The sequence below is a fragment of the Pedobacter insulae genome (genome assembly GCF_900113525.1).
Classification (GTDB): Bacteria; Bacteroidota; Bacteroidia; order Sphingobacteriales; family Sphingobacteriaceae; genus Pedobacter; species Pedobacter insulae.
In genome coordinates this window covers 144,524-168,520 of the sequence record NZ_FOPP01000004.1, presented here as the reverse complement: position 1 = coordinate 168,520, position 23,997 = coordinate 144,524, and the positions used below count along the sequence as shown (strand labels likewise).

Genomic DNA, 23,997 nt, shown 5'->3' with positions numbered 1-23,997 from the left:
ATTACAAGTAAGTGCGAAGGATATTACGTACAATATATAACTTATCATATGTTATTCGTATTTTAATGAATTGACAGAATTACTTACTGCAGCTTTTCTAGCTTGCAAGCTAACTGTGAATATCGCAATTGCAACAGATAACACCGTAGCAATTAAAAAAGGCCAGATAGGCATATCAATACGATAAGCAAAACCTGCCAGCCATTTCCTAGTTAAAATAAAGGCAATTGGCCAACTTATGAAATTTGCCATTAATACCAATAATAGAAATGACCGGTTTAGCATATTCATCAATTGCAAATTAGAGGCGCCCAATATTTTTCGAATAGCAATTTCTTTAGTTCTACGTTTCGCCATGAAAGTTGAAAGCGCAAATAGGCCTAGTAGTGAAAGAGCTATAGAAACTACACTAAAAAGTACAATCATGTTTATAAATCGCTTATTCTCTTCCAATATCTTCTCAAAAGAATCATTTAATGCAGCATATTGCATGGGGTAATTAGGATAGGCAAGTCGCCATTCTCGGGCGATTTTTTCTAAAATCTGCTCACTATTTTCCGAAGAAAATCTCACTAACATGTTATTAGTATTAGAACTACTTCCCAGTTTAGTAATTTTATACATTGTTGGTAGAACAGCTTTATCAAAACCCTCATTATGATAGTCTTTAATTACCCCCACAATTTGTAGAATAGCTTTTCCACTATTTTGACTAAAGTGTTTACCGATAACATCTTTACCCAGTAATTGGGCAGCAGACTCGTTAAGTACTGCAGAAGTTAAGGTATCTGCTTTGTATTGTGGAGAAAAAATACGACCCTTCACCACTTTTACGCCTAAAGCCGGTAATGCTTCCATGGTAACAGTTACACTGTTGATGTCGATTTTCTTACCTTCATAATCAATCGGAGCGTTGAAATTAAAGGCATTTCCAAGAACTTGCGTGGTAGTACCTACATATTGGACTCCCGCGATCCGCCTTATTTTACTTGCAAAATTTTCATCGTAACTTGATTTAATGTTGATGACTTTTGATTTGTCAAAACCCAAGTCTTTATGATTAATATAGTCAGTTTGCAGCTGCATTACACCAATACTAATCATAAACGTAACTGAAATAACGAACTGAAAAATCACAAGTGCATTCCTAAGGAAAATTCCTTTAAGCCCATTTTCATAATTGCCCTTTAATACTGAAACTGGGTTATAGTTTGACAATATCCAAGCTGGATAAAAACCAGCAAGTAAAGTAACCAGTAAAAATAGTCCGATAAGCTGGATGATCAATACAAACAACTGAGCATTGTGCCAAAAGCTTAAGTTGACATTAAAATATGAATTGAAAGAAGGCAATAGTACTTCAATTAAAATAACAGAGAAAAATAACGCAACCACACTTTGCAATGCCGATTCCAAAAGAAATTGAATAATTAGCTGCTTCTTATAAGACCCTAATACTTTTTTGACTCCCACCTCTTTGGCTCTCTTAACAGACTGGGCAGTGGCTAAGTTAACAAAGTTGATAATTGAAATCAATAATAGAAATATGGAAATAGCGATAATCGGCTTTACCTTCTCCAACCAATTTACCGTTAAAGCTGGATTTCCGTGAACGGTCTGTAAACTAACTAATTTTAAACCCGGACTTTTACTTTTGTCTTTATAATACTCCTCAAAGCCAACATCTTTGCCGGCAAAAGTTTTCTTTTTAAACGCTACGTAAACGTTCTGTACCAGTTTATTTAGTTTAGTCGTATCACTGTTGTCTGTTATCTTGGCGTAAATCTGACAATAATTAGTTGTCCCAGGATTTTCGGGATCATTATCTTTATTACCTGTGCGTGTAATCGCATTGAATGCTACGGTCTCTGGTGTCGAAGGAGCAGCTACCACACCTGTAACAATAAGCGAGTTACCTTCATCTCCTTGCCAAACTAACGTTTTAACTTGCTTTCCTAAAACATTCAAACTTCCAAATAACTTTAAGGCAATAGCTTCCTTAAGAACAATAGAATTTGGCTTTTCCAAAGCGGTTTGTTCGTCGCCCCTTAAAAATTTATACGGAAAAACATGAAAAAAATGATGATCTGCGTCTCTGATATCTCGAATCATCACTGGGTCTGCATGCTCAATCTTTACTGCAGTTCCGTCGCTGAACGACCAAACCTTATCTATCTTTGTAATTACCTCAATTTGAGGAATACGTTCCTTTAATAAATTGGCAACTCTGCTATTGTTAGATTCCTGCCAATGTTCGAGATTATCTGGCGTAGAAAAACTATGTCTTTCTCTCACTTGGTAGACATTTTTTAAGTCTGTCGACCACTTGTCGTAACTCTCTTCGTGATTGATATACAACAATATAAACAGGAATGCCGTTAAACCAAGTGCTAATCCGCCAATATTAATTGCAGCATACACTTTATTTCTAAATAAATTACGGAGCGCGATTTTTAGATTGAGTTTAAACATAACCTGTTGTTTAGTAAGCTGATTTCTTGGTTTGTCGAGTATTTTGATTATTTAGAAACTGATACATCTTCTTTGATTACGCCGTCCTCAATTGTCAAAATCCTGTTTCCAAATTGCGCATTTTTCTCAGAATGGGTAACCTGTAGGATTGTAATATTTTCTTCCTGATTAAGCTTTCTAAAAAGGTCCATAATTTGTTCGGATTGGGCCGACTGTAAATTACCAGTAGGTTCATCGGCTAAAATGATGGAAGGTTGTGCTACAAGCGCTCTCGCTATACCCACCAACTGTTGCTGTCCGCCGGACAACTGATTGGGGAATAAATCCTTTTTGGCGACCATATTAAAACGATCTAATACATCCGCAATGCGACTTTTACGTTCTGCTCCTGGTATTTTCTTGTAAAGTAAAGGCGCTTCAATATTCTCAGCTACCGTCATCTCATCTATTAAATGATACGCCTGAAATACAAATCCGATATGGTTACGATATAATTCAATCCGCTTACGTTCATTCATCGCTGTTACATCCTCACCCATAAAATGATATTCACCATACGTAGCTTCTTCTAACATTCCTAAGATATTAAGTAAGGTAGATTTCCCCGCTCCAGATGGCCCCATAATGGATACAAACTCTCCTTGTTTAATACTAGTGGTTACATGGCGTAAAATGTAACTCTTAACACCCTTGTTGGCGTAATATTTTTCTATGTTTTTTAATTCTATCATGTTCGTTATGTTAAGCTTTCAACCTAAACTACTCGTATTTTAATGCATCAATTGTGTTTGCTTTTGCGGCTCTATAAGATCTTAAACTTACGGTTACAATGGTTATGGTCATTGATGTTACCATGGCAATTACAAATGGCCAGATATCCAGCGCAGTTCGATATTGGAAAGTGGTTAACCAATTAGAAACAAATATATAAGCTATAGGCCAAGCCGCCATATTTGCAATTAAAACCATCCATAAGAAACTACTGTTCAGCATTTTTATCAATTCTAAGTTAGACGCTCCTAAAACCTTCCGAATAGCAATTTCTTTGGTTCGTTGGGTTGCCACAAAAGATATCAGGCCAAATAAGCCGATAAATGAGATAAAGATTACCACCCCAGCAAATACCTTAAAAAGTGTACCCATGATCTGTTCAGTTTCATAATAATTTTTCAAGCTTTCGTCGAAGAATTCATTTTCATATACAGAATCAGGAAAAGTAGTATTAAAAATCTGCTCAACGTTTTTTAAAGCAGCAGTCATTTCAGTTAATTCCATCCGAATAGCAATCGTAGAAACTCTACTTTTTCTAGAGAATATAGCAATTGGAGAAATCTCTTCATGCAGAGAATAATTATTAAAATCTTTAACTACGCCAACGATTGGGCCCGATTGGCCCCAGACTTTCATTATTTTACCGATTGCTTCATTCGGATTTTTTACGTTTAGCTTTCTGAGAAGTGTTTCGTTTACAACAAACTCCTTGGTAGTGTCACTTTTACTAAGCGTTCTACCCGTAACTAACTGCAGTCCAAATGTCTTGAAATAATTTTCATCTGCAATTTTAATGTTAAGCTGAAAATCTGCGTCTTTTGAGCTGTTATAAGTAAAGCTTGTTTGATTATTGTTACCGGAAGAGGGAGGTGCGGAACAAAAGCTAATCGTTTTTACACCCGGTACCGCCAGCACTCGTTCCTGAAAACTGTTATACCTTATTCGGCTCACACTATCGCTCGGAATACCTACCAATGCGATTGCTTTAGTATCAAAGCCGAGTGACTTATTACGGATATAGCTCATTTGCTTGATGACTACCAAAGTGCTTACAATTAACACAGCCGTAATCGCAAATTGAACCACAACCAATGTTTTCCGTAAACCAACACCACCTGCATTGGCTGCTATTTTATTTTTAATCGCTAAAGCCGGACTGAAACCAGACATAATTAAAGCTGGGTAAATTCCGGCCAAGAAGCTAACTAAAATGAGTAGGCCAAATAGGAAAACAAAAATTACAGGGTGTCCAAACAAACTGAAAGAAACATTGCCACCGAACAAATTTTCCATTTTTGGCAAAGCCAGCTCAGAAAATACACAGGCTAATAGTAAAGCAATAACGGTGATTAAAGTAGTTTCACTTAGAAATTGCCAAATCAATTGCTTGCGCCTACTACCCATTACTTTTCGAACACCGACTTCTTTCGAACGACTCACAGCCTGTGCAGTTGCTAAGTTTATAAAATTGATGCAGGCAGTTAGCAATAAAAACAGACCGATGATAGCCAGGCCGATGATCTGTTTATAAGGTGTATTTTGCTGAGCAAAATTCCCATAATCGTCGCTGTGATGAATGTCTTTTAAAGCTTGAAAATGATGAAACTCTTTACCTACGCTATTTTCTACATAATACTTTTTTAGAAATTGCTCCAAAGGTTTTATTAGGTCATTTTGGGAAACACCTTTTTTAAGCAGTACATAACATTCTGAATTTGACGAAACGGACTTCCATGACTTATCATTTTTGCTCACAAAGCTGGCATAGCTAACAATAATTTTTAGCGGAAAACTGCTGTTTTGGGGATTATCTTTTATCACACCAGTCACCTTAAAATCTCGCTCGTTATCCAAAGTAATGCTATTACCCAGGGCTTTGCGCCAGTCGCCAAAATAAGTGTTTGCTGTCTCCTCAGATAATACAACAGTGTTTGGAGCGGATAGAGATTGATTTGGATTTCCAGCTAGCCATTGATGATCAAATATTTCAAAAAACGATGGTTCGGCATAATAAACATAACTTGAAACTTTAATTTCGGCTTTACCAGGTAGTGCTTTTACTTTAACAATACCTACACCTTGTTGTATCGCAGCTACTTTCTCAAATTGAGAAAAGTCGGTTCTCATAGCCGCTGGCAGCGGAAGCGGAACACCCTGAGATTTAGAGTCATTTCCATCAGGATACTTCCACGAAGAAACTACACGATAAATCCTATCTTCATTTTTATAGTCTTTATCAAAACTCAAGTGATAACGAACAAAAATGAAGATTAGAATACAACTGGCCAATCCAATTGAAAGACCGAATATATTAATTGCAGTATATCCTTTGTATTTCCAAAGGTTACGAATAGCTATTTTTAAATTTAACTTAAACATACTTTGTTATTGTTGGGTTTGTTGAGGTGTGTTTATAGTGTGCTGAATGCCAATTTTGTACCAAGGTTAGTTAAGAATATAAATAGCTATATATCAGATCATTAAGAAAACAATACTTTCAAAACTGTTCGTTAACGAACATCTGTCTGTACAATTGTGAACGATTAAGATCTACTCATGCTTTAAAGCGTCAACAGGATTTGCCTTTGCTGCCTTTCGTGCTTGTAAGCTTACCGTAAATAAGGTTAGCACTATGGTGATAAGGGTGCTCAAAATGAAAGGCATCATTGGAATGTCGATACTATAAGCGAAAGTTTTAAGCCATTTTTTGGTAAGAATATAGGCTAATGGCCACGATAGCAAGTTGGCAATAACTACCATAACAAAAAATGAAGTATTAATTAACTTTAAGACTTGTAAATCTGTAGCACCTAAAATCTTGCGTATTGCTATTTCTTTCATCCGCCCATTGGTTATATATTTTGCAAAAGCAAACAAACCTAGCCCAGCTATAAAGATCGTGAGGATGGCTGCCGCGAAAAAAACAGATTGTAATTGTTCTTGTTTTTTGAAAAGTTTTCCATATAATTCATCTAAGAATTCATAACGAAAATCTTCCCCATCTAATGGATTAATCTCAGGCCATTTCGCTTTCAAGGTAGCCAATGCACTGGCCATTTGACGCCTATCCACTTTGAGCATAATCTGCGTTTTAAAGTTGCTACATGGATCCTTAATCATATAAATCGTTGGTTGAACTGAATTTTCGAAACCTTGTGATTTAAAATCTTTAATTACACCAACAATTTTATAATTGATTTCGCAGCCTCTAATAATTTTCCCGATTGGGTTCTTAAGTCCATACTTGGCCACCGCACTTTCATTAATTATCGCAGAATTTGCAGTATCTGTTTTGAAGTCTCCAGTAAAAAAACGTCCCTCTCGAAGCTTTATATCCAAGGTTTCGAAATAGTCGAAATCAACGTCTACGAAATCAATATTTGCTGAAATACCGTTAGCGGTGTAATTATTTATACCACTTGCTTTTCCATCAGGTATAAAACTTGCAACAGTTGCGGATTGAACTCCCGGGACTTTCAAAATCTTATCCCTCACTGGCTCAAATTTAACCGGTTGATTAAAGAACGAGATATTTTTAATGTATACCACTTGGTTTGGGGTAAATCCTAAATCTTCGTTCTGCATATATTTAAGTTGCGAGTTAATAATGAACAAGCCAATAATGAACACAACCGCAATACTAAATTGAAAAATCAATAGGCCGCTACGTAGCCAAGAACTCTGCTTACTTGTAGAAAAGTTGCCTTTTAAAACCAATGCTGGTTTAAAACCAGCTAAAACCAGAGCTGGATAGGTACCTGCTACTACGGTAATGATACATACAATAAGCGGCAATTGCAGCAATAAATCATTCCCAAAACTCCAGATTGCTAGCTTAACTTGGAATAGGTTATTAAAGCTTGGCAATACTAATTCTGCTAAAATCAAGGCCAAAATTGTAGCAGTCATGCATTGCATAAAGATTTCAAGCAGAAATTGTATAGTGAGTTGAAATCGATAAGCGCCCAGCACCTTTTTTATGCCAACTTCTTTAGCCCGTTTCGCTGCCTGTGCAATACTCAGATTAGTAAAATTGATACAGGCAATGACCAGCATTAAAACCCCTAATATCGAGAGCGCTATCAAAACTTTGTATGGTCCATTATTGCCGGCTTTCGGTCGTAGATGCAGATTAGACAATGGATCCAAAAATGTAGCAATACCTTTTACTTCGTCAATTGTTTTCTTGCTGCCGCTGCTTTTTAGTAACTCTGCTCTATATAGGTCCGTAATTTTTTGGGATAGCTTAATTACATCCGTTTCAGGTTTAACCTGTAAATAAATGGTGTAGTCATTCATGTCATAATTATCGCTTCCACCAAACTCATTACCTATTGATATCCCATCGAAATTAAAATTCGATTGTACGTTTTTTTTGATAGACCCATCAATTATTCCGGTTATACCAGAGTTACTTGCGCCAAAGCCAACCATTTCAGGTTTATGGTCATTTTTGTTGGGAAATAGCACGCGCATATTTTCCTCGCTCAAATAAGTGAGCCTTTGTGCATCTCCGCTCGGTTTTTGTAGGCCGCCATTAGGCTGGATATTCAATATCTTCGCCGCATGATAATCAGCTTGGAGAATATTGTTAGTAAAAATCGTGTTTTTGCCATTTTTGATCACCAGTTCAAAAGAACTTCCTTTCACAAGGCCAGCTAACTCAACTTCTGGGAAATTTTGCTTGATAGCTTTCGCAAATGGGGCAGCTACATAATTAGTTTTAAATTCGGGATAAGCGATACCTACCGCATAAATCCTATCATAATTCGGATTTTCTTTATCAAAACTGGTTTCATAAGTAGCATACATCATTAATAAAATAAAGGCAGCCAGAGCAATGGCTAATCCCCCAACATTAATGGCAGTTATTCCTTTATTTTTCCAAAGATTCCGAAGCGCTATTTTCAGGTTAAGTTTGAACATTTGCAATATGATTATGGATAATACTTTTATTCGTATTTAAGTGCATCCACTGGATTCGCATTAGCAGCTTTAAAAGATTGTAAGCTAACGATAATGACGGTAAGTAGTAAGGTAAATACGCCCGATAGGATAAATGGTAAAATTGGCATGCTTATCCTAAAAGCAAACTCACTAAGCCATTGATTTAAAATTAAATAAGCAACTGGCCAAGCAATTAAATTGGCTATAATTACTAGAATGGCAAAATTTCTATTTAATAGCTTAAGTATATCCATTAATGAGGCGCCGAGTACCTTTCTAATGTTAATCTCTTTGCTTCTCCGTTGAGTGGTAAATGCGGCAATAGCAAATAACCCCATCAAAGCCAAAATAATTGTTACAGCAGATAGCATACCGATTAACTTTCTTAATTGTGCCTGACTTGCTAATAATTTTTCAAATGACTTATTCAAAAAATTATATTTGATTGGAAATTCTGGTTCAAGTTTCGTCCATTGTTTTTCTATTTCAGCCAATGTTGCTGCAGACTGCGCGGGATTAATATTTACGATCACATAACGTAACGGATTACCTCTCATATATTGAAAAACAATGGGTTGATAACTTTTCTCGGGACTATAATGATTAAAATCTTTTACAAGACCTATAATGTTTACCTCCTGCCCGTGAAACTTTAGGGTTTTTCCTACAGGATCTGTAATACCAAAGGTTTTAGCAGCTGTCTCGGTTAAAATAATAGACTTTGCTGTGTCTGAGGTATTTGTTGCACTATAGCCTCGCCCTGCCAATAGTTTCATACCCATGGCATTAAAATAATCCACATCGACAGCTATAAAATTACCTGTATAAGTATTTCCATTAGCGCTGTAGCTATTTCCGCCCATATCTTCCCCCGGAATATGATCGGCCCTCGAAATCGTATTAACTCCAGCAATACCTTTCAATACATTTTTAATCTTATTGAAATGCTGATCACTATTATCCTGCATCATATTAATAGCCAAAACCTGTTGAGGCTGATATCCAAGATCCTTAGTTTGCATGTAATTAAGCTGACTGTTAATCACCCAAATACCAGAGATAAACAATATTGCAATAGCAAATTGAGCTACGATCAGCGTATTTCTAACCCAATATCCTTTATTGCTGGTATTAAAATTGCCCTTAAGAACAGTTGCCGGTAAGAAATTACTAATTAATAGCGCAGGATAAAGACCTACCAACAGCGTAATCATTACCAAAGCGACAGCAATTTGCATCAAGATTTCTTGATAGTCGCTTAAATTCTCAAGCACTATGGTAGTGCTCAGTACAGCATTAAAGGATGGTAGAAATAACTCTACCAAGATTAAAGCAATAGTTAAACTAAAAACACATTGTAATCCAGTTTCAAGAATGAATTGAATACCAAGTTGCATTTTTTGCGCACCAAGCACCTTTCTAACACTTGTCTCCTTCGCTCTTCTGGTGGCCATCGTGACGGCTAAATTGGTAAAGTTGATAGCGGCAATAATTAGAACTAAAAATGCAACAACAAGCATAATGTACATGTAATTTCCAATACCATTATTCGGAAACTCATATTCAACTTTGCTTTTTGTAAGATGAATATCTTTAATCGGTTGAAGGTATAGGCTGTTGTTATTGATAAAGTTGGTAAAACCAGCTTGATCCTCAACTGGCAGTTTTTTAAGTTCAGCCAGCAAAATTTCTTTTCTAGTTTTGTTAAAATTAAGTTTAGTCTGCGCTAAGTCAGCATTATTTGTTAGTTTCACATAGGTGTAATAGTTGTTGCTATAGAAATCGGCCGACGCACTTTTTTTGAACCTCCTGATCAAATTAAACTTAAAATGTGACGGATGACGGGCTACATCAACTACAGCTTCTACTAAGTATCCTGTATTATTATCGAGTGTGATAGTTTCTCCTACCGGATTTACACCTTTTCCGTACAAAATTTCGCTGTATTCTTTACTTAACACAACAGATTGAGGAGTATTTAAGGCGCTGTTTACTTCGCCATAAACGGCTTGATATTGAAATACTTTAAAGAAGTTACTATCGGCGAGCAAAATATCTTTCATGTAAAGACTTTTGCCCTTTGTTTTTACCAACATTTCGCCAAACCAATAATCTTGGATACGAGTAGCAGCGGCTACGGCTGGAATATTTTCTTTGCTAACTGTGGCTAGATTGCCTGGACTTAAGCCAACATCTTCTCCCTCTGTCGACGTGTAATTTACCCTATAAATCTGTTGGTAATCTTTATTCCAAGTATCGTAACCGCGTTGATAGTTGGCATACAGCATTGCCAAAATAAAAATTGTTAGGGCAACCGCCAGGCCTGAGATACTAATAAATGTGTAGCTCTTGTTCTTCCACAGATTACGAAAGGCAATTTTTAAGTTAAGTTTAAACATCGTTTACAATTTATTACGTGTGAGATATAGTTCTACCTTGATTTTACAGTCTTTTGAGACTATTCGTATTTCAAAGCATCAACCGCATTTGCTTTAGCAACCTTAAACGTTTGCAGACTTACTGTTAGCAAAGCAATTAAAATAGAGGCAACTACAGCTAGTAGAAATGGCAAATAGTTAACATCAATCTTATAATCATACTTCTTTAACCAGTTAGTCATTAAAATATAGGCTATTGGTATGGCAATGACGTTTGCAATTACGACAAGTTTCATGAAGTCCTTGTTAAGTAGCACAAGAATATCTGACAAACCTGCTCCCAGAACCTTTCTAATGCTAATTTCTTTGCTTCTCTGCTCAGCCATATAGAGTGCCAAGCCCAGTAAGCCCAAGCAAGAAATGAAGATAGCAAAGCCACCGAAAACGTTTGAAAGAATACTTAAGAGTCGCTCACTCTGTAATTTTGTTTGCATACCCTCACTTACGAAAGTTATTTCTGCCGGATACGCAGAATTAAATTTTTGAGTGCTTCTTTTAATCTGCTCAATCGAAGTAGTTAATGATTGATTAGGATTTAATCGGAGTAACAACACCCCACTAGTCTTAACATTGTAATAGAATAAAGTCGGCTCGCCAATTTTACCTAATCGCTCACTAAAATAATCCTGAATAACACCTACTATTTTTAAAGGCTCATTATCCCAATGGATAATCGTTCCAACGGGCTTTTTTAGGTTCATTAATTTAACAGCGGACTCATTTAGCAATACAGAGGTATTGGTATCCGCCGAAAATTGGGGAGAAAAATCTCTTCCTGCTAAAACTTTAGCTCCTATGGTGTTTGTGAAAGCAAAACCCGTACTCCGGTAATTAATAATCGAGCGGTCGGTTGCGGGCTTTCCTGGCCAACTTACATCTCCCGTTATAGTACCACCTTCGGTAAATGGACTTGCAAATTCTGAAGCAGCAACTATAGCCCCCGCCTGGAGGAGTTCCTTCTTAAAAATTTCAGTTTTGCTCGGATCTTTAAACGCTCCTTCTAAATCTAATTGAACCATATTGTTCTGATCGAAACCTAACGGTCTGTTCTTCAGAAATTGAATTTGATTGTATACCACAATGGCCGATATAATCATACAAACTGATAAACTAAATTGAAGTACAACCAGCGCTCTTCTAAATGATAAAGTCCCGATAGAGCCTTTAAAGCCTTTAAGCACTTTAACTGGGATAAAAGACGATAAGTAGAACGCTGGATAGCTGCCTGCAAGTAGACCAGTGATTAGAATTAAACCAATAATCACTGTCCAAAACAGATACGAACTATAATTTATTTCAATTGTAACTGCCAATAAATTATTGAAGTATGGAAGGGAAACTTCAACCAAAGCAAAGGCAATCATCATAGAGAAAAGCGAAAGCATTAGCGATTCTAGGATGAATTGACCCATGATGGTTTGTCTGCTCGACCCTAAAGCTTTTCTCACCCCAACCTCTCTTGCTCTCTTTTCTGAACGAGCTGTAGATAAATTCATATAATTTATACAGGCCACAAGTAGTACACATAATGCTAAAAAAGCAAATAACTTAACTTGGTCGATTCCACCTCCCACAACTTTTCCATTTTCAAATTGGCTATATAAATGAATTTTACTAAGGGGAAAAAGAAATGGCTCGTAGATATAGGACTTTAATTCCGGTTCTTTATTTACGACAAAATTTTTAAGTAACCCATTAATTTGTTCAACAGAGGCATTGTCTTTTAGTTCAAATAGTGCGGCACAATCAATACTCCCCCATCCACTCGTTTTTACACTGGAATCAATTTGTTCAAAAAATGCCCATGGTTGTAAGATTTCAAATTGTATACTTTGGTTTTTTGGCAAGTCTTCGATTACCCCCGTAACCTGTAGCTCTTTTAAATTATCCCACTTTACACTTTTACCAATTGGATTTTCAGTTCCAAATAGCTTTTTTGCTGTAGAGGCTGTTAAAATTAGTGAATTTGGTTTGCTAAGAGCACTGCCTTCATTACCGTATAAGAAATTATAGCGTAAGATTTGAATAAAGGAAGGATCCACATAAAGAGACTTTAACTTAAATTTATTTTCGCCCTTGCTAAACAGTTTACTTCCATGATGAACATAAAAACGACTTGCTCTTTTGATACCTGGAATTTCTTCCATTACTGCTCCCGTTAACTTATAAGGAACCGCTCCGGTTGTTGCGATATTCCCATTAAACTTGAGATTAAGCTTGGCTAAATAGATCTTATCAAAATTTTTAAGCTGTTTGTCAAAACTCCATTCGTAATTCACATACAACAAAAGCATCAGTGAACAAGTCAGGCCAATTGCTAATCCGCCAATATTGATTAAAGAAAAGCCTTTGTTCTTCCAAAGGTTACGTAGGGCAATTTTTAAGTTTAATTTGAACATCTTAATGAGATTTATAGATTTTCTGACTTATTCATATTTCAAAGCATCAACTGGATTAGCTTTGGCCGATTTATAGGCTTGAAAACTAACGGTAATTAGTGCCATTGTTAAGGTCGCAAAACCAGCAACTGGAATAATCCACCAGCTTATTTCCGTATGGTATTCGAATTTAGCTAGCCACTTGCCCATTGCATAATAACTTAATGGAGTTGCGATTACGATGGCTACCACAATCATTTTAATAAAAGAGACAGATAAAAGCTGCATCAGGTTTGCTACCGATGCACCAAGTACTTTTCGTACACCAAATTCTTTGGTACGTTGTTCAGCACTGTAAGCTACTAAGCCAAATAAACCGAGGCAAGAAACAAAAATTGCTAAACCGCCGAAGAGATTAGAGAGAATACCTAATGTTTTTTCTTTTTGCAAGAGTTCTGCATAAACATCATCCACAAAGCTAATTTCTACCGGATAGGCTGGATTAAGCTCTTTAGTAATTTTAGAAACTGCTTCTATATTCTGTTGAATACTATTTGCAGTATTTAGCCTCATGGTAATAAAGCTGGTGTATTTGTCTGCAAACATTACAACCATTGGGCTATTTGATTTATAAGGTGTATCCCAAACATAATCATCAAACAAGCCTACAACATTATATTTCTCTTCATGGATCGTAATCGTTTCTCCTATTGGATTTTTAAGGTTCATTACTTTTGCTGCAGATGCACTAATCAAAATAGCGGAAGTATCTGAAGCAAATTGTTTAGAAAAATCTCTGCCACTAATTAGTTTAATTCCGTTTGTTTTAGTGAAATCATACCCTGCCCTTACTTGATTAAAAATGGTTAAATTTCTTTCCTGGGTCATACCATCCCAGCGTATATCTAAAAAATTTGAATTATGATGTGATAATTTGGTAGAGGTATTATTGATACTTGTAATTGCGCCAGACCTCAATAATTTCTCTTTATACAATTCGTACCTATCTTTTAACGCCCCTTCTTGCGGAATTTCAATTAGCGCATTGATATTTACTCCCAATGGTCTATTCTTTACATATTGAAGTTGACGATAGATAACCAATGTAGAGATGATTAATAAAATGGCAAAACAAAACTGCCCAACCACTAATACTTGACGAAGGCTTATCGAGAAATAACCTTTGCCTTGGATCTTCTTTCTTAATGTTTGAATAGGACTAAAAGAGGATAAATAGAATGCAGGGTAACTTCCCGCAATCAATCCTGTAGCTAGAACAATTCCTAAAATACCTGCCCAACTCGACGCGCTAAAATAAAATATATCCATTTTTATACCTAGCAGTTGATTAAAAGTGGGCAAGAATATTTCTAGCATAGCTATGGCAAGAACTACGGCAGCTAACGTTAGTACCATCGACTCTGTTAAGAACTGTGTGATCAAAGAAATCCGATTAGCGCCTATTGTTTTTTTAATACCAACTTCCTTTGCTCTTTTTTCGGATTTTGCTGTTGCCATGTTCATAAAATTGATACAAGCGATCATCAATATGCCAAAGGCCAATCCTACAAACAGATAAATTTGCTCAATATCGCCTCCTACGCTTACGCCATTCTCAAACTTTCCATAAAGGTGAAGTTTATTAAATTGATAAATACTATAGGGCTGCGTTGCTTGGTTTAGATGAGTTTTAACAACTTTATCTACTTTTTCGCTTACCTTAACTATATCAGCTTGTGAATCAAGTAAAAACATCGTCACATAACTGAAATTTCCCCAGTTTAAGCTTTTCGCATCTGCATCAACCATTTCATAAAAAGCCCAGGGCATTAAATAGTCAAATTTTAAAGTAGCTGATGTATTATCTGGTAGGTCTTTAATTACTGCCGAAACAGTTAAATCCTCCATATCCTGATAGCGAACAACTCTATTTAACACGTTGGTAGATCCAAATAAGGCATCGGCGGTACTCTTTGTAATAATGATCGACTTTGGATTTTGCATGGCAGTTGCCGCATTTCCCTCTATAAATTCATAGTCAAACAACTTTAAGATTTCAGGTTCGGCAAATTTTCCCAGTTTTTTAAAACTATTTTCGCCAACAGCTATCAATCCCTTCTTGAGGTAATTCATTCTGGCTAAATGTTTAATTTCAGGTATCTCTGCTTTTAGTAGAGGACCGAGTGCTGTTGTTGATCCTTCAAAAGTTTTAAATATCTTACCATCATCACCAGGGATATTAGTCATTACGGTATAAAGATTGGCAGAGTTTTTCCCATGCTTATCAAAATTCCATTCATAGGATACGTACACCAATAACATCAAACAGGCCGCCAAGCCAATGGCTAAACCAATTACATTGATAAATGAGGAAGTTTTATTCTTCCAGAGGTTTCGCAAAGCGATTTTAATGTTTAATTTGAACATCTTATTTAAGTTTTACGTATTGCTTTATAAGTTGTAGGGGCGAAATGCATCACGTATTATTCGTATTTAAGGGCATCGATTGGGTTGGCTTTCGCAACTTTGACCGACTGAATGCTGACTGTTAAAAACGCGATTAACAGGGAGATCACAACAGCTAAGGCAAAAGGCAAAACCGAGATAGTTATACGATATTCAAAAGCAGATAGCCATTGATTAATAACTATATAAGCCAGGGGAAAAGCAATCAAATTAGCAATAGCTACTAGCTTAATGAACTCCTTATTGAGCAATGCTAAAATATTAGCTGTGCTGGCTCCTAAAACTTTACGGATGCTGATCTCTTTTTTGCGCTGCTCCGCCATAAATAAAGCTAAACCTAACAATCCCAAGCAAGAAATAAAGATAGAAAAACCACCAAACCAATTAGAAAGTGTCCCTAATAGCTTCTCGTCTTTAAATTTAATTTCGAAGCCTTCATCAACAAATTTTCTATTAACTGGGTAATTGGGTTCTATTCCCTTAACAATAGCATCAATTGCTTCTAAAGAAGAACTAAGATTCTGATCGGGGTTTAAACGAGCGATGATGACCGAAGCACTCCAAGTAGAACTTGGAAAAAATATCATGGGAGCGACTTTTTGATAAGCACTTTCCACTACAAAATCTTTAACGATACCAACATTTTTCCGCTCATTTCCCCAAAATCTTATGGTCGCACCAATCGGATCTTTAAGTCTCATCATCTTAACTGCGGCCTCATTTAGCATCACGCTATTGGTATCGCTTACGCCGTTTGTTAAAAATTCTCTTCCCGCAACCAACTCGGTGCCAATTGTCTTTATAAAATCACCCCCAATTCCTCTATTATTAAAAAGAATAGATTCGCCTGGGATTTTTCCTTTCCAAGACACATCCGTGGTGTTATTGCCACTTTCGGTTATATCCTGACTAAAGAAAGTTACATTAGATACAGCGCCTGATTTCAATAATTGTGCCTTAATCAAGTCAAGCTTTGTTTGGTTGGCCATTTTACCTTGAACAGCAATCTGCACTAGGTTTGCCTTGTTGTAGCCAATTGGTTTATTCTTTACATAGCTAAGTTGTTGATAAATTACTGAGGTACAGACAATTAAACAAGCAGCGAAGACAAATTGCCCTACAACTAGAACTTTTCTAACTGAAACTGACGAATCTGTTTTAATCCTAAAACCTTTCAAAACTTTAATCGGTTCAAAAGACGACAGGTATAAGGCTGGATAACTTCCCGCAACAAGTCCAGTAACAACCATTAACAACAATAAGGTTATCCAAAACCTACTATTACTATAGTCAATTTCCAATTTGATGTCTAGCAGATTATTGAAGTAGGGTACACTAATCTCAACAAGGATAAACGCCAATACAGTAGAGATAACGGTTAGTAATACCGACTCTAATAAAAATTGATTGATCAACGATCTGCGGGAAGAACCAATTGCTTTACGCACCCCTACTTCCTTAGCCCTACCTTCGGAGCGGGCGGTCGATAAGTTCATAAAATTAACACAGGCAATCAACAAGATACAAAAGGCGAGCATTAAAAATATTTTCAACTGATCTATTTTGCCACCAACAGATTTACCATTTTCAAAATCGCTATATAAATGCCATTTAGTTAAGGGGTGTAATAAAGCCTCTGCTGTATTTCCCTTTTGATTGCGTTTATAAATGCCATGCATTTGAGCGTTTGCAGTGTCGAAAAAATTGTTATCTTTTAGTTGTACCACGGTAAGGCACATATTGTTTCCCCAATTATCTTCCTTTACCCAGCTCTCTCTTTTTACAAATAACTGCCAAGGCATAATGCATTCGAGGTATATGCTGGTATTGGCCGGTACGTCTTCAATTATTGCAGCTACCTTTAAAACATCCTCATTTTCTAGCTTAACCGATTTATTGATTGGATCTTCATTTCCAAAAAGTTTTTCAGCAAATGATTTGGTCAGGATAATGGAATTCACATCTTTCAAAACTTGGCTTGCACTACCTTTAATAAATTTATAGTCAAATATTTTGACGAAAGATGGATCTGCGAAAACTGCTCTACTACTTATTTTTTTCTCACCATAACTTATGAGCTTTGCATTTGGATAAGTGGAATGAGAAGCATATTTAACACCTGGTATCTTAGCCTCGACTTCTTTAGCCATTGCATTTGGCGTCCAAGCCCAACTAAAGGTTTTTCCATTGGCAACTGAATTTTGATAAACAATGTAAGTTTTATCATTATCAGTAAATTGTTTATCATAGCTCCACTCATAGGCTACATAAAGCAACAATACCATGCAACTGGCCAAACCAATGGCCAAGCCTCCAATATTTATCAAGGAGAAACCCTTGTTCTTCCAAAGATTGCGAAGGGCTATTTTAAAATTGAGTTTAAACATTTTCTTTACTTTTAAGGATTAAATCCCAACTAACAACTACTCATATTTAAGCGCATCAACGGGTTTCGCCTTTGCCGTTTTAAGCGCTTGCAGACTTACGGTGATTAACGTAACAATCACAGAAATAGCCATAGCAACTACAAATGGCCAAATAGTAATAATCGTACGGTAAGCAAATCCAGACAACCAGTTGTTCGACAATATATAGGCAAGGGGAATTGCAATTAGGTTTGCGACAACTATTAATAATAAAAAGCTCTTATTTAGCATCTTTAAGATATCACTGGTCTCTGCTCCCAATACTTTTCTAACGCCAATTTCCTTTGTTCTCTCTTGAACAGTAAAAGATGCCAATGCGAACAGGCCAAGCATTGCTATGGCAAGTGTAACATAGGTAAAAATATTAAACAACTTATCTAGTCTTACGTATTGAACATACACGTTTGCAAAGCTCTGATCTAGCCAGCTATATTGAAATGGAAATGGTTCAATAGCTTCCCATGTGTTTTGCACACCTTTAACAATTTGGGTTAAATTTTTATCTGCAACTTTGATAATAACGTTATCTGCTCTATTAGTATTTCTACCTTCAACAACGAATCCCGTAGGTTCTGCTGCCGTTTCCATGCCTTTCTGAATATGGTCTTTAACAACTCCAATTATTGTCCGATTATCAATCCATTTTTGTCCTAATAGTTTTTGTAGCCCGTATTTTTTTACAGCAGATTCGTTTACCACAATGGCAGTGCTATCGGTAATATATTGTTTCGAAAATGTACGTCCCAACTGAGCAGGCATGCCCATTACCTCGAAATAATCAAAATCTACGGTAACCATGCTTAGGTTTTGTACGCTTTTTCCTTCAAATTCTCTTCCTATAACCTGCATTGCTTTAACGCCCGGGTAATAATTAACTCTACTTACTTCCTTTACCCCTTCTAGGTTAAGCAAACGTTGTTTTAACTGTGCAAAGTTCTTCCTACTTTCTCCCTTTCTAATTTTAAATACCATCACATGACTCTTTTTAAAGCCTACGTCTTGGTTCTTGATAAAATTAACCTGTTGCCTAATAATAATTAAAGCAATCATAAACACAATTGCAACTACAAATTGAACAGAAATTAATGTTTTACGCATCCATAAACTTCCTACGCTTCTAGAAAAATTGCCTTTTAAAACCTTTACAGGTTCATAATTAGCTAAAAAGAAGGCAGCATACCCACCAGCCAATACTGTAACTACTAGCATAACCACCGAAATCTGGACAATCAGTTTCACGGGGTGAGCATAATTAAAAAGAGTTAAGTTTGTATCCATTAGGTTATTTAAAACTGGCATAAATGCTTCTGCAAGTACAAAGGCAATTAATAAAGCACAAATACATTGGATGATGGTTTCTGTTAAAAAATAAGAGATAAGATTTCTTTGGCCAGCACCCAAAACTTTACGGACGCCTGTTTCCTTTGCACGTTTAACGGATTGTGCAATAGATAGATTGGTGAAATTAATACAGGCAATAACAAGCAGTAATGCCGAAAACAAAACTAAGATGGTTACAATAGTCGGATTTCCTCTTTTAGCAGGATCCTGGGAAGAAGTAGCATGTAGATATATTTCAGTTACCGGGGTAAGGTATATCTGTGCGGTCTTTAACCAAGCCTGCTCTTTAAGGATAGGTAACTTGAGGAAAGCTTGGTTGAGCTTCTTCTCAAATTTGGCCTTATTAATACCTTTTTTAATTTTCAGATATGTATAGAAATTTCCATTGCCCCAGCCATCTCCTGATGATGATTTTTTCACAAAAGCGTCAGCATCCATATGTTCTGGTGTATTTGGCTCCTTATAAACGCCACTTACAATATACGTTGTAGTAGTGTTAACTACCAAATTTTTACCTACGGGATTCCCTTTGCCAAAAAGCTTTTCGCTTGCTTTACTACTAAGCACAATTTGATCTTTAGACAATAACGACTTTCCCACGTCACCATAAATAAATTGATAAGGGAACAAGTTAAACCAAGTGCTATCAACCCCCATAATATGATCAAAGTAAAGCTCATTTTTACCCGTGCTTACCAACCTTTGAAACATATCCCACACATAAAAACGGCCATAATCTTCTATTTCGGGCAGCGTCGCTTTTAAAGCAGGTGCTAATTCGGCCGGACTTGAAGAGTATTCTTCTTCGCCAGGTGCCCATCTTATCGAAATTCGGTAAGTTTCAGCAGCTTCGGGGTTCCATGTATCGTAACTTCTTTCATGATTGGCGAAAAGCAAAATCATAATGAAACCAGCTAATCCTACAGCCAAACCGAAAATATTTAACAAGGTATATCCCTTGTTCTTCCAAAGATTGCGAAGGGCTATTTTAAAATTGAGTTTAAACATTTTCTTAGTATCAAGTTTTAGTGTTAGATATCGAGACTTGCTATGTTAAATCAGTTCTTCCGTTCTTCCTTTATTTATTTTTTCGGAAATAACGTGGCCATCTTTTAAATTGATAATCCTATTAGAGAAACTTGCATCATGGCTCGAGTGTGTAACCATTACGATTGTTGTTCCGGTTTCATTTAATTCGCAAAGCAATTCCATTACCTCATTACCGTGTGTACTATCCAAGTTTCCGGTTGGCTCATCGGCCAGTACTAATTTTGGTTTAGTGACTAATGCGCGTGCCACTGCAACGCGTTGTTGTTGACCTCCAGAAAGCTGTTGAGGAAAATGACCACTTCTGTTAACAATATTCATTCTACCAATGATCTCATTAACCAACTTCTTACGTTCTGTAGCCGGAACTTTATTATAGATTAATGGTAATTCAATATTTTCAAAAACTGTTAACTCATCAATCAAATTGAAATTCTGAAACACAAAGCCCATGTTTCGCTTCCTAAAATTAGATCTTTCACGATCATTAAGTGTTAACAACTCGGTATCCACGAATTTATAACTACCACTTTCAGGTTTGTCTAAAAGCCCCATTACATTCAATAAAGTAGATTTACCGCAACCAGATGGGCCCATTATTGAAACAAACTCTCCTTCTTTTACATGCAGGTTAATCCCATTTAAAGCCGTAGTTTCAATTTCTTCAGTTTTGTAAACTTTTTCTAAATTTTCAATTTTGATCATTTTGATAATATTTAAAGTTGGCGCCCCGATCACGCACCTGATACGGAGCTTAAACCAACTAATTTGTTATAGTTCTTTGGTTATTTATTAATTTCAATAATATCGTACTGGTTAAATTGATCATAAGATGAGGTAATTACTTCGTCCCCCTTTTGCAAACCCTCCAATACTTCATAATATAAATAGTTTTTACGGCCAATTTTAACGTTACGTTTTGTAGCCTTTCCATTGTCGACCACAAACACCCAACTGCCGCCTGTACTTTGGAAAAACTGCCCTTGTGCCAATAAAAGAGATTTACTATTATCCGACAAGGTTAATTTAACTTGTAAGGAAAGTCCTCTTCTTAACTCTGTGGGCGATTTACCCTCAAACACCAACTCCACTTGAAATTGACCCGCAGTAACTTCAGGAATTACCTTTCTAACCGTAAGGGCATAGGTTTTTCCGTTAAACTCACATTGTGCTGTTTGCCCCTCTTTAACCCTATTGATATAATACTCATCAACACCTGCCTGCAATTTATATCCCTGCAAAACATCAATTTTACCCAACATTTCGTTGGCCCCGTACGACTTTCCAATCACAGGGTCATAGGATGATAAACGACCTGAAACAGGCGCTTTGATAGTCATATTCTCAATATTTTGCCTAATAGTTTGTAAACTTTCGTTCATTCGATTAATGGAAAATTCGATCTGCTGCAATTGCATAACACGACTTTGATTCTCTTGCTTAACAGCTTGCTTTAATAAAGCCTTTCTACCTAGATAATATTCGTAATCCTGGGTAGAGTTATTAAACTCTTGTAACGTGATTACTTTCTTAGAGAACAGTGAACTATCAATCTTATATTTTCTGGTTGCTGTTCGTAAGCTATTTTCAATATCCATCATATCCTGACTCATCATCCTTTGGTTCTGTTCCAAATCCAGCCGTAATTTCCTCAATTGATTAATCTGCTCTGTAATACTAGTTTCGCTTGAAGTATAACTCGACAAAGCATTTGGATTGGCAATACGTAATAAGCGAGTTCCCGCAACCACAGTCGCCCCGTTTTCGGTAAAAATTTCTGCAACAGTACCTCCTTCAGAGGAGCTCACAATTACCGAAGTTAATGGGACAACACTTGCATTTAAAAGTACCACGTCCTCAAAATCGCCATACTGAACTTTACTAACCGTAATTTTATCAGCCTCTGCCTTATAAACTTTGTTTAATGATAAGGTATAACCGTAAACAACTAATGCTATAAAAGCGATTACTCCTATTATAATCATTACGGTCTTCTTATTAAATCGTTTCTTCTGTATTACTTTATCCATTTTATTTGTAGTATGCTATGCCTTTTGCCAAGTTTATGCCAAGTGGCAATTAATTTTTAAAACGTTACAAATCAGCAATTTAAAATTATTCACTAAAAAATATTGTTCAATATCGGACAATACCTGTACAACAACGGACAGTTTGCATTAGCTTTGGGTTTTCACCAGATTAATAAAGTGTTATTACGAGGAGTTGCATGTTAACTAATTTAACTGGGAGATTGCTTCGCACCTCGCAATGACGATGCATGGTGATGACGCCGTTTAGAAAAGAATAAATTAATTCGAAGAATATGACCGACGCCAACATATTGGTAATTGATGACGATGATGACATATTATTGAGTGCCCGCCTTTTTTTAAAGCAACATTTCAATCAAGTTCTCACCTGTAAATCGCCCAGAGAAATAAATGTATTATTATCTAAAAATGAGATCGACATCATTTTATTGGACATGAACTATCAAAAAGGTACTAGCGATGGCAGAGAAGGATTGTATTGGCTGGAGCATATCCTGTCTATCGATAAAGATTACATAGTGATCTTAATGACTGCTTTTGGTAATGTAGAATTAGCTGTTCAAGCTATTAAAAAAGGTGCAATAGATTTCATTTTGAAGCCATGGGAAAATGAAAAGTTGTTTGCCACCCTTTCAGCAGCAGCTAAGTTAAGGCAATCGAATAAAAAAGTTAAGAAACTAGAGAAAATCCATTCGTCCTTGCAGCATGATATGGAGCGAAAATTTGAAAATATCATTGGTAACAATGAAAACGTTCAATATTTACAAAAGACAATGATCAAAGTTGCGCCAACAGATGCGAATGTGCTGATTTTAGGGGAAAACGGTACAGGAAAACAGGTATTTGCCTATGAGTTGCACAAGAACTCCTTGAGAAGAAAGCAGTTCTTTATGCATGTTGATCTGGGTTCACTCAGTGAAAATCTTTTTGAAAGCGAACTTTTTGGTTATACAAAAGGCGCATTTACGGACGCTAAAGAAGATAAGCCAGGCCGTTTTGAAATGGCAGATGGCGGTACTATTTTTTTAGATGAAATTGGAAACCTCTCTCTTCCCTTACAGGCAAAGTTGTTAAGTGTGCTCCAAAATCAAACCGTAACCCGTTTAGGAGATAGTAGAGCCCGGAAAATTGATGTACGCTTAATCACTGCGACTAATATGCCCTTGAATGAAATGGTAGCTAAAGGAACTTTCAGGCAGGATTTATTGTTCAGAATTAATACAGTAGAACTAATTTTGCCGCCGTTGCGTGAAAGAGGAGATGACATTAATCTTTTGGCTATGCATTTCTTAAATATATTTGCAACCAAGTACCATAAATCAATTAAAACGATTAATCCAACTGCGCAACAAGCTTTGTTAGCTTACAGTTGGCCAGGCAATATCCGCGAATTACAGCACGTAATAGAGAGAGCAGTTATCATGAGCGACGGTCTGGAGATAACTATGGAAGACTTACAGCTTTCTCCGCAGAAATTTGGCAATCAAACTCCTCTACAAACAGATATGCCCTTAGATGAAATGGAAAAGTTGATGGTAAATAAGGCAATTGAAAAACACAAAGGAAACATCTCCAGGGCGGCTGCCGAACTTGGCCTTACCAGAGCAGCTTTGTATAGAAGAATAGAAAAGTTTGGGTTATGATTCACCAACGATTTACA

Annotated in this window: 12 protein-coding genes; 1 reads left to right on the top strand and 11 read right to left on the bottom strand. The window is 36.4% G+C overall.

The features are described from left to right. Window positions 1–51 precede the first annotated feature (51 nt). The 11 genes from BM207_RS08065 to BM207_RS08015 all read right to left on the bottom strand — a co-directional run bounded on the left by BM207_RS08065 (window position 52) and on the right by BM207_RS08015 (window position 22,316). Window positions 52–2,472: an ABC transporter permease gene (locus tag BM207_RS08065; RefSeq protein ID WP_090993071.1), complete on the bottom strand. Its 2,421-nt coding sequence runs from the start codon at window positions 2,470–2,472 to the stop codon at window positions 52–54. Window positions 2,473–2,519: 47 nt separating this feature from the next. Continuing rightward, window positions 2,520–3,203 carry an ABC transporter ATP-binding protein gene (locus BM207_RS08060; protein WP_090993070.1) on the bottom strand — a complete coding sequence of 228 codons (684 nt, stop codon included), beginning with the start codon at window positions 3,201–3,203 and terminating at the stop codon, window positions 2,520–2,522. 28 nt (window positions 3,204–3,231) lie between these two features. Continuing rightward, on the bottom strand, window positions 3,232–5,622 hold the full coding sequence (locus BM207_RS08055; RefSeq protein ID WP_090993069.1) for an ABC transporter permease: 2,391 nt from the start codon (window positions 5,620–5,622) through the stop codon (window positions 3,232–3,234). 171 nt (window positions 5,623–5,793) lie between these two features. Beyond that, the gene (locus tag BM207_RS08050; protein WP_090993068.1) at window positions 5,794–8,169 is read right to left on the bottom strand and encodes an ABC transporter permease; all 2,376 of its coding nucleotides are present in this window, start codon (window positions 8,167–8,169) and stop codon (window positions 5,794–5,796) included. A 26-nt stretch (window positions 8,170–8,195) separates the two neighbouring features. Continuing rightward, window positions 8,196–10,589: an ABC transporter permease gene (locus BM207_RS08045; protein ID WP_090993067.1), complete on the bottom strand. Its 2,394-nt coding sequence runs from the start codon at window positions 10,587–10,589 to the stop codon at window positions 8,196–8,198. Between the two features lie 59 nt (window positions 10,590–10,648). Beyond that, entirely contained in the window at window positions 10,649–13,027 is a 2,379-nt protein-coding gene (locus BM207_RS08040; RefSeq protein ID WP_090993066.1) for an ABC transporter permease, read from the bottom strand. A 27-nt stretch (window positions 13,028–13,054) separates the two neighbouring features. Beyond that, window positions 13,055–15,433, bottom strand: coding sequence for an ABC transporter permease (locus tag BM207_RS08035; RefSeq protein ID WP_090993065.1), 2,379 nt, complete (start codon window positions 15,431–15,433; stop codon window positions 13,055–13,057). Between the two features lie 56 nt (window positions 15,434–15,489). Next, window positions 15,490–17,859 carry an ABC transporter permease gene (locus BM207_RS08030; protein ID WP_090993064.1) on the bottom strand — a complete coding sequence of 790 codons (2,370 nt, stop codon included), beginning with the start codon at window positions 17,857–17,859 and terminating at the stop codon, window positions 15,490–15,492. A gap of 36 nt (window positions 17,860–17,895) precedes the next feature. Then, window positions 17,896–20,247: an ABC transporter permease gene (locus BM207_RS08025; protein WP_090993063.1), complete on the bottom strand. Its 2,352-nt coding sequence runs from the start codon at window positions 20,245–20,247 to the stop codon at window positions 17,896–17,898. A gap of 45 nt (window positions 20,248–20,292) precedes the next feature. Then, entirely contained in the window at window positions 20,293–20,991 is a 699-nt protein-coding gene (locus BM207_RS08020; RefSeq protein ID WP_090993327.1) for an ABC transporter ATP-binding protein, read from the bottom strand. An 80-nt stretch (window positions 20,992–21,071) separates the two neighbouring features. Next, window positions 21,072–22,316 (bottom strand): efflux RND transporter periplasmic adaptor subunit, encoded by a 1,245-nt coding sequence (locus BM207_RS08015; protein WP_090993062.1) that lies wholly within the window; start codon window positions 22,314–22,316, stop codon window positions 21,072–21,074. 293 nt (window positions 22,317–22,609) lie between these two features. Here BM207_RS08015 and BM207_RS08010 point away from each other — a divergent pair, with 293 nt between their 5' ends. Beyond that, window positions 22,610–23,980, top strand: a complete 1,371-nt coding sequence (locus tag BM207_RS08010; RefSeq protein ID WP_090993061.1) for a sigma-54-dependent transcriptional regulator — start codon at window positions 22,610–22,612, stop codon at window positions 23,978–23,980. Window positions 23,981–23,997 lie beyond the last annotated feature (17 nt).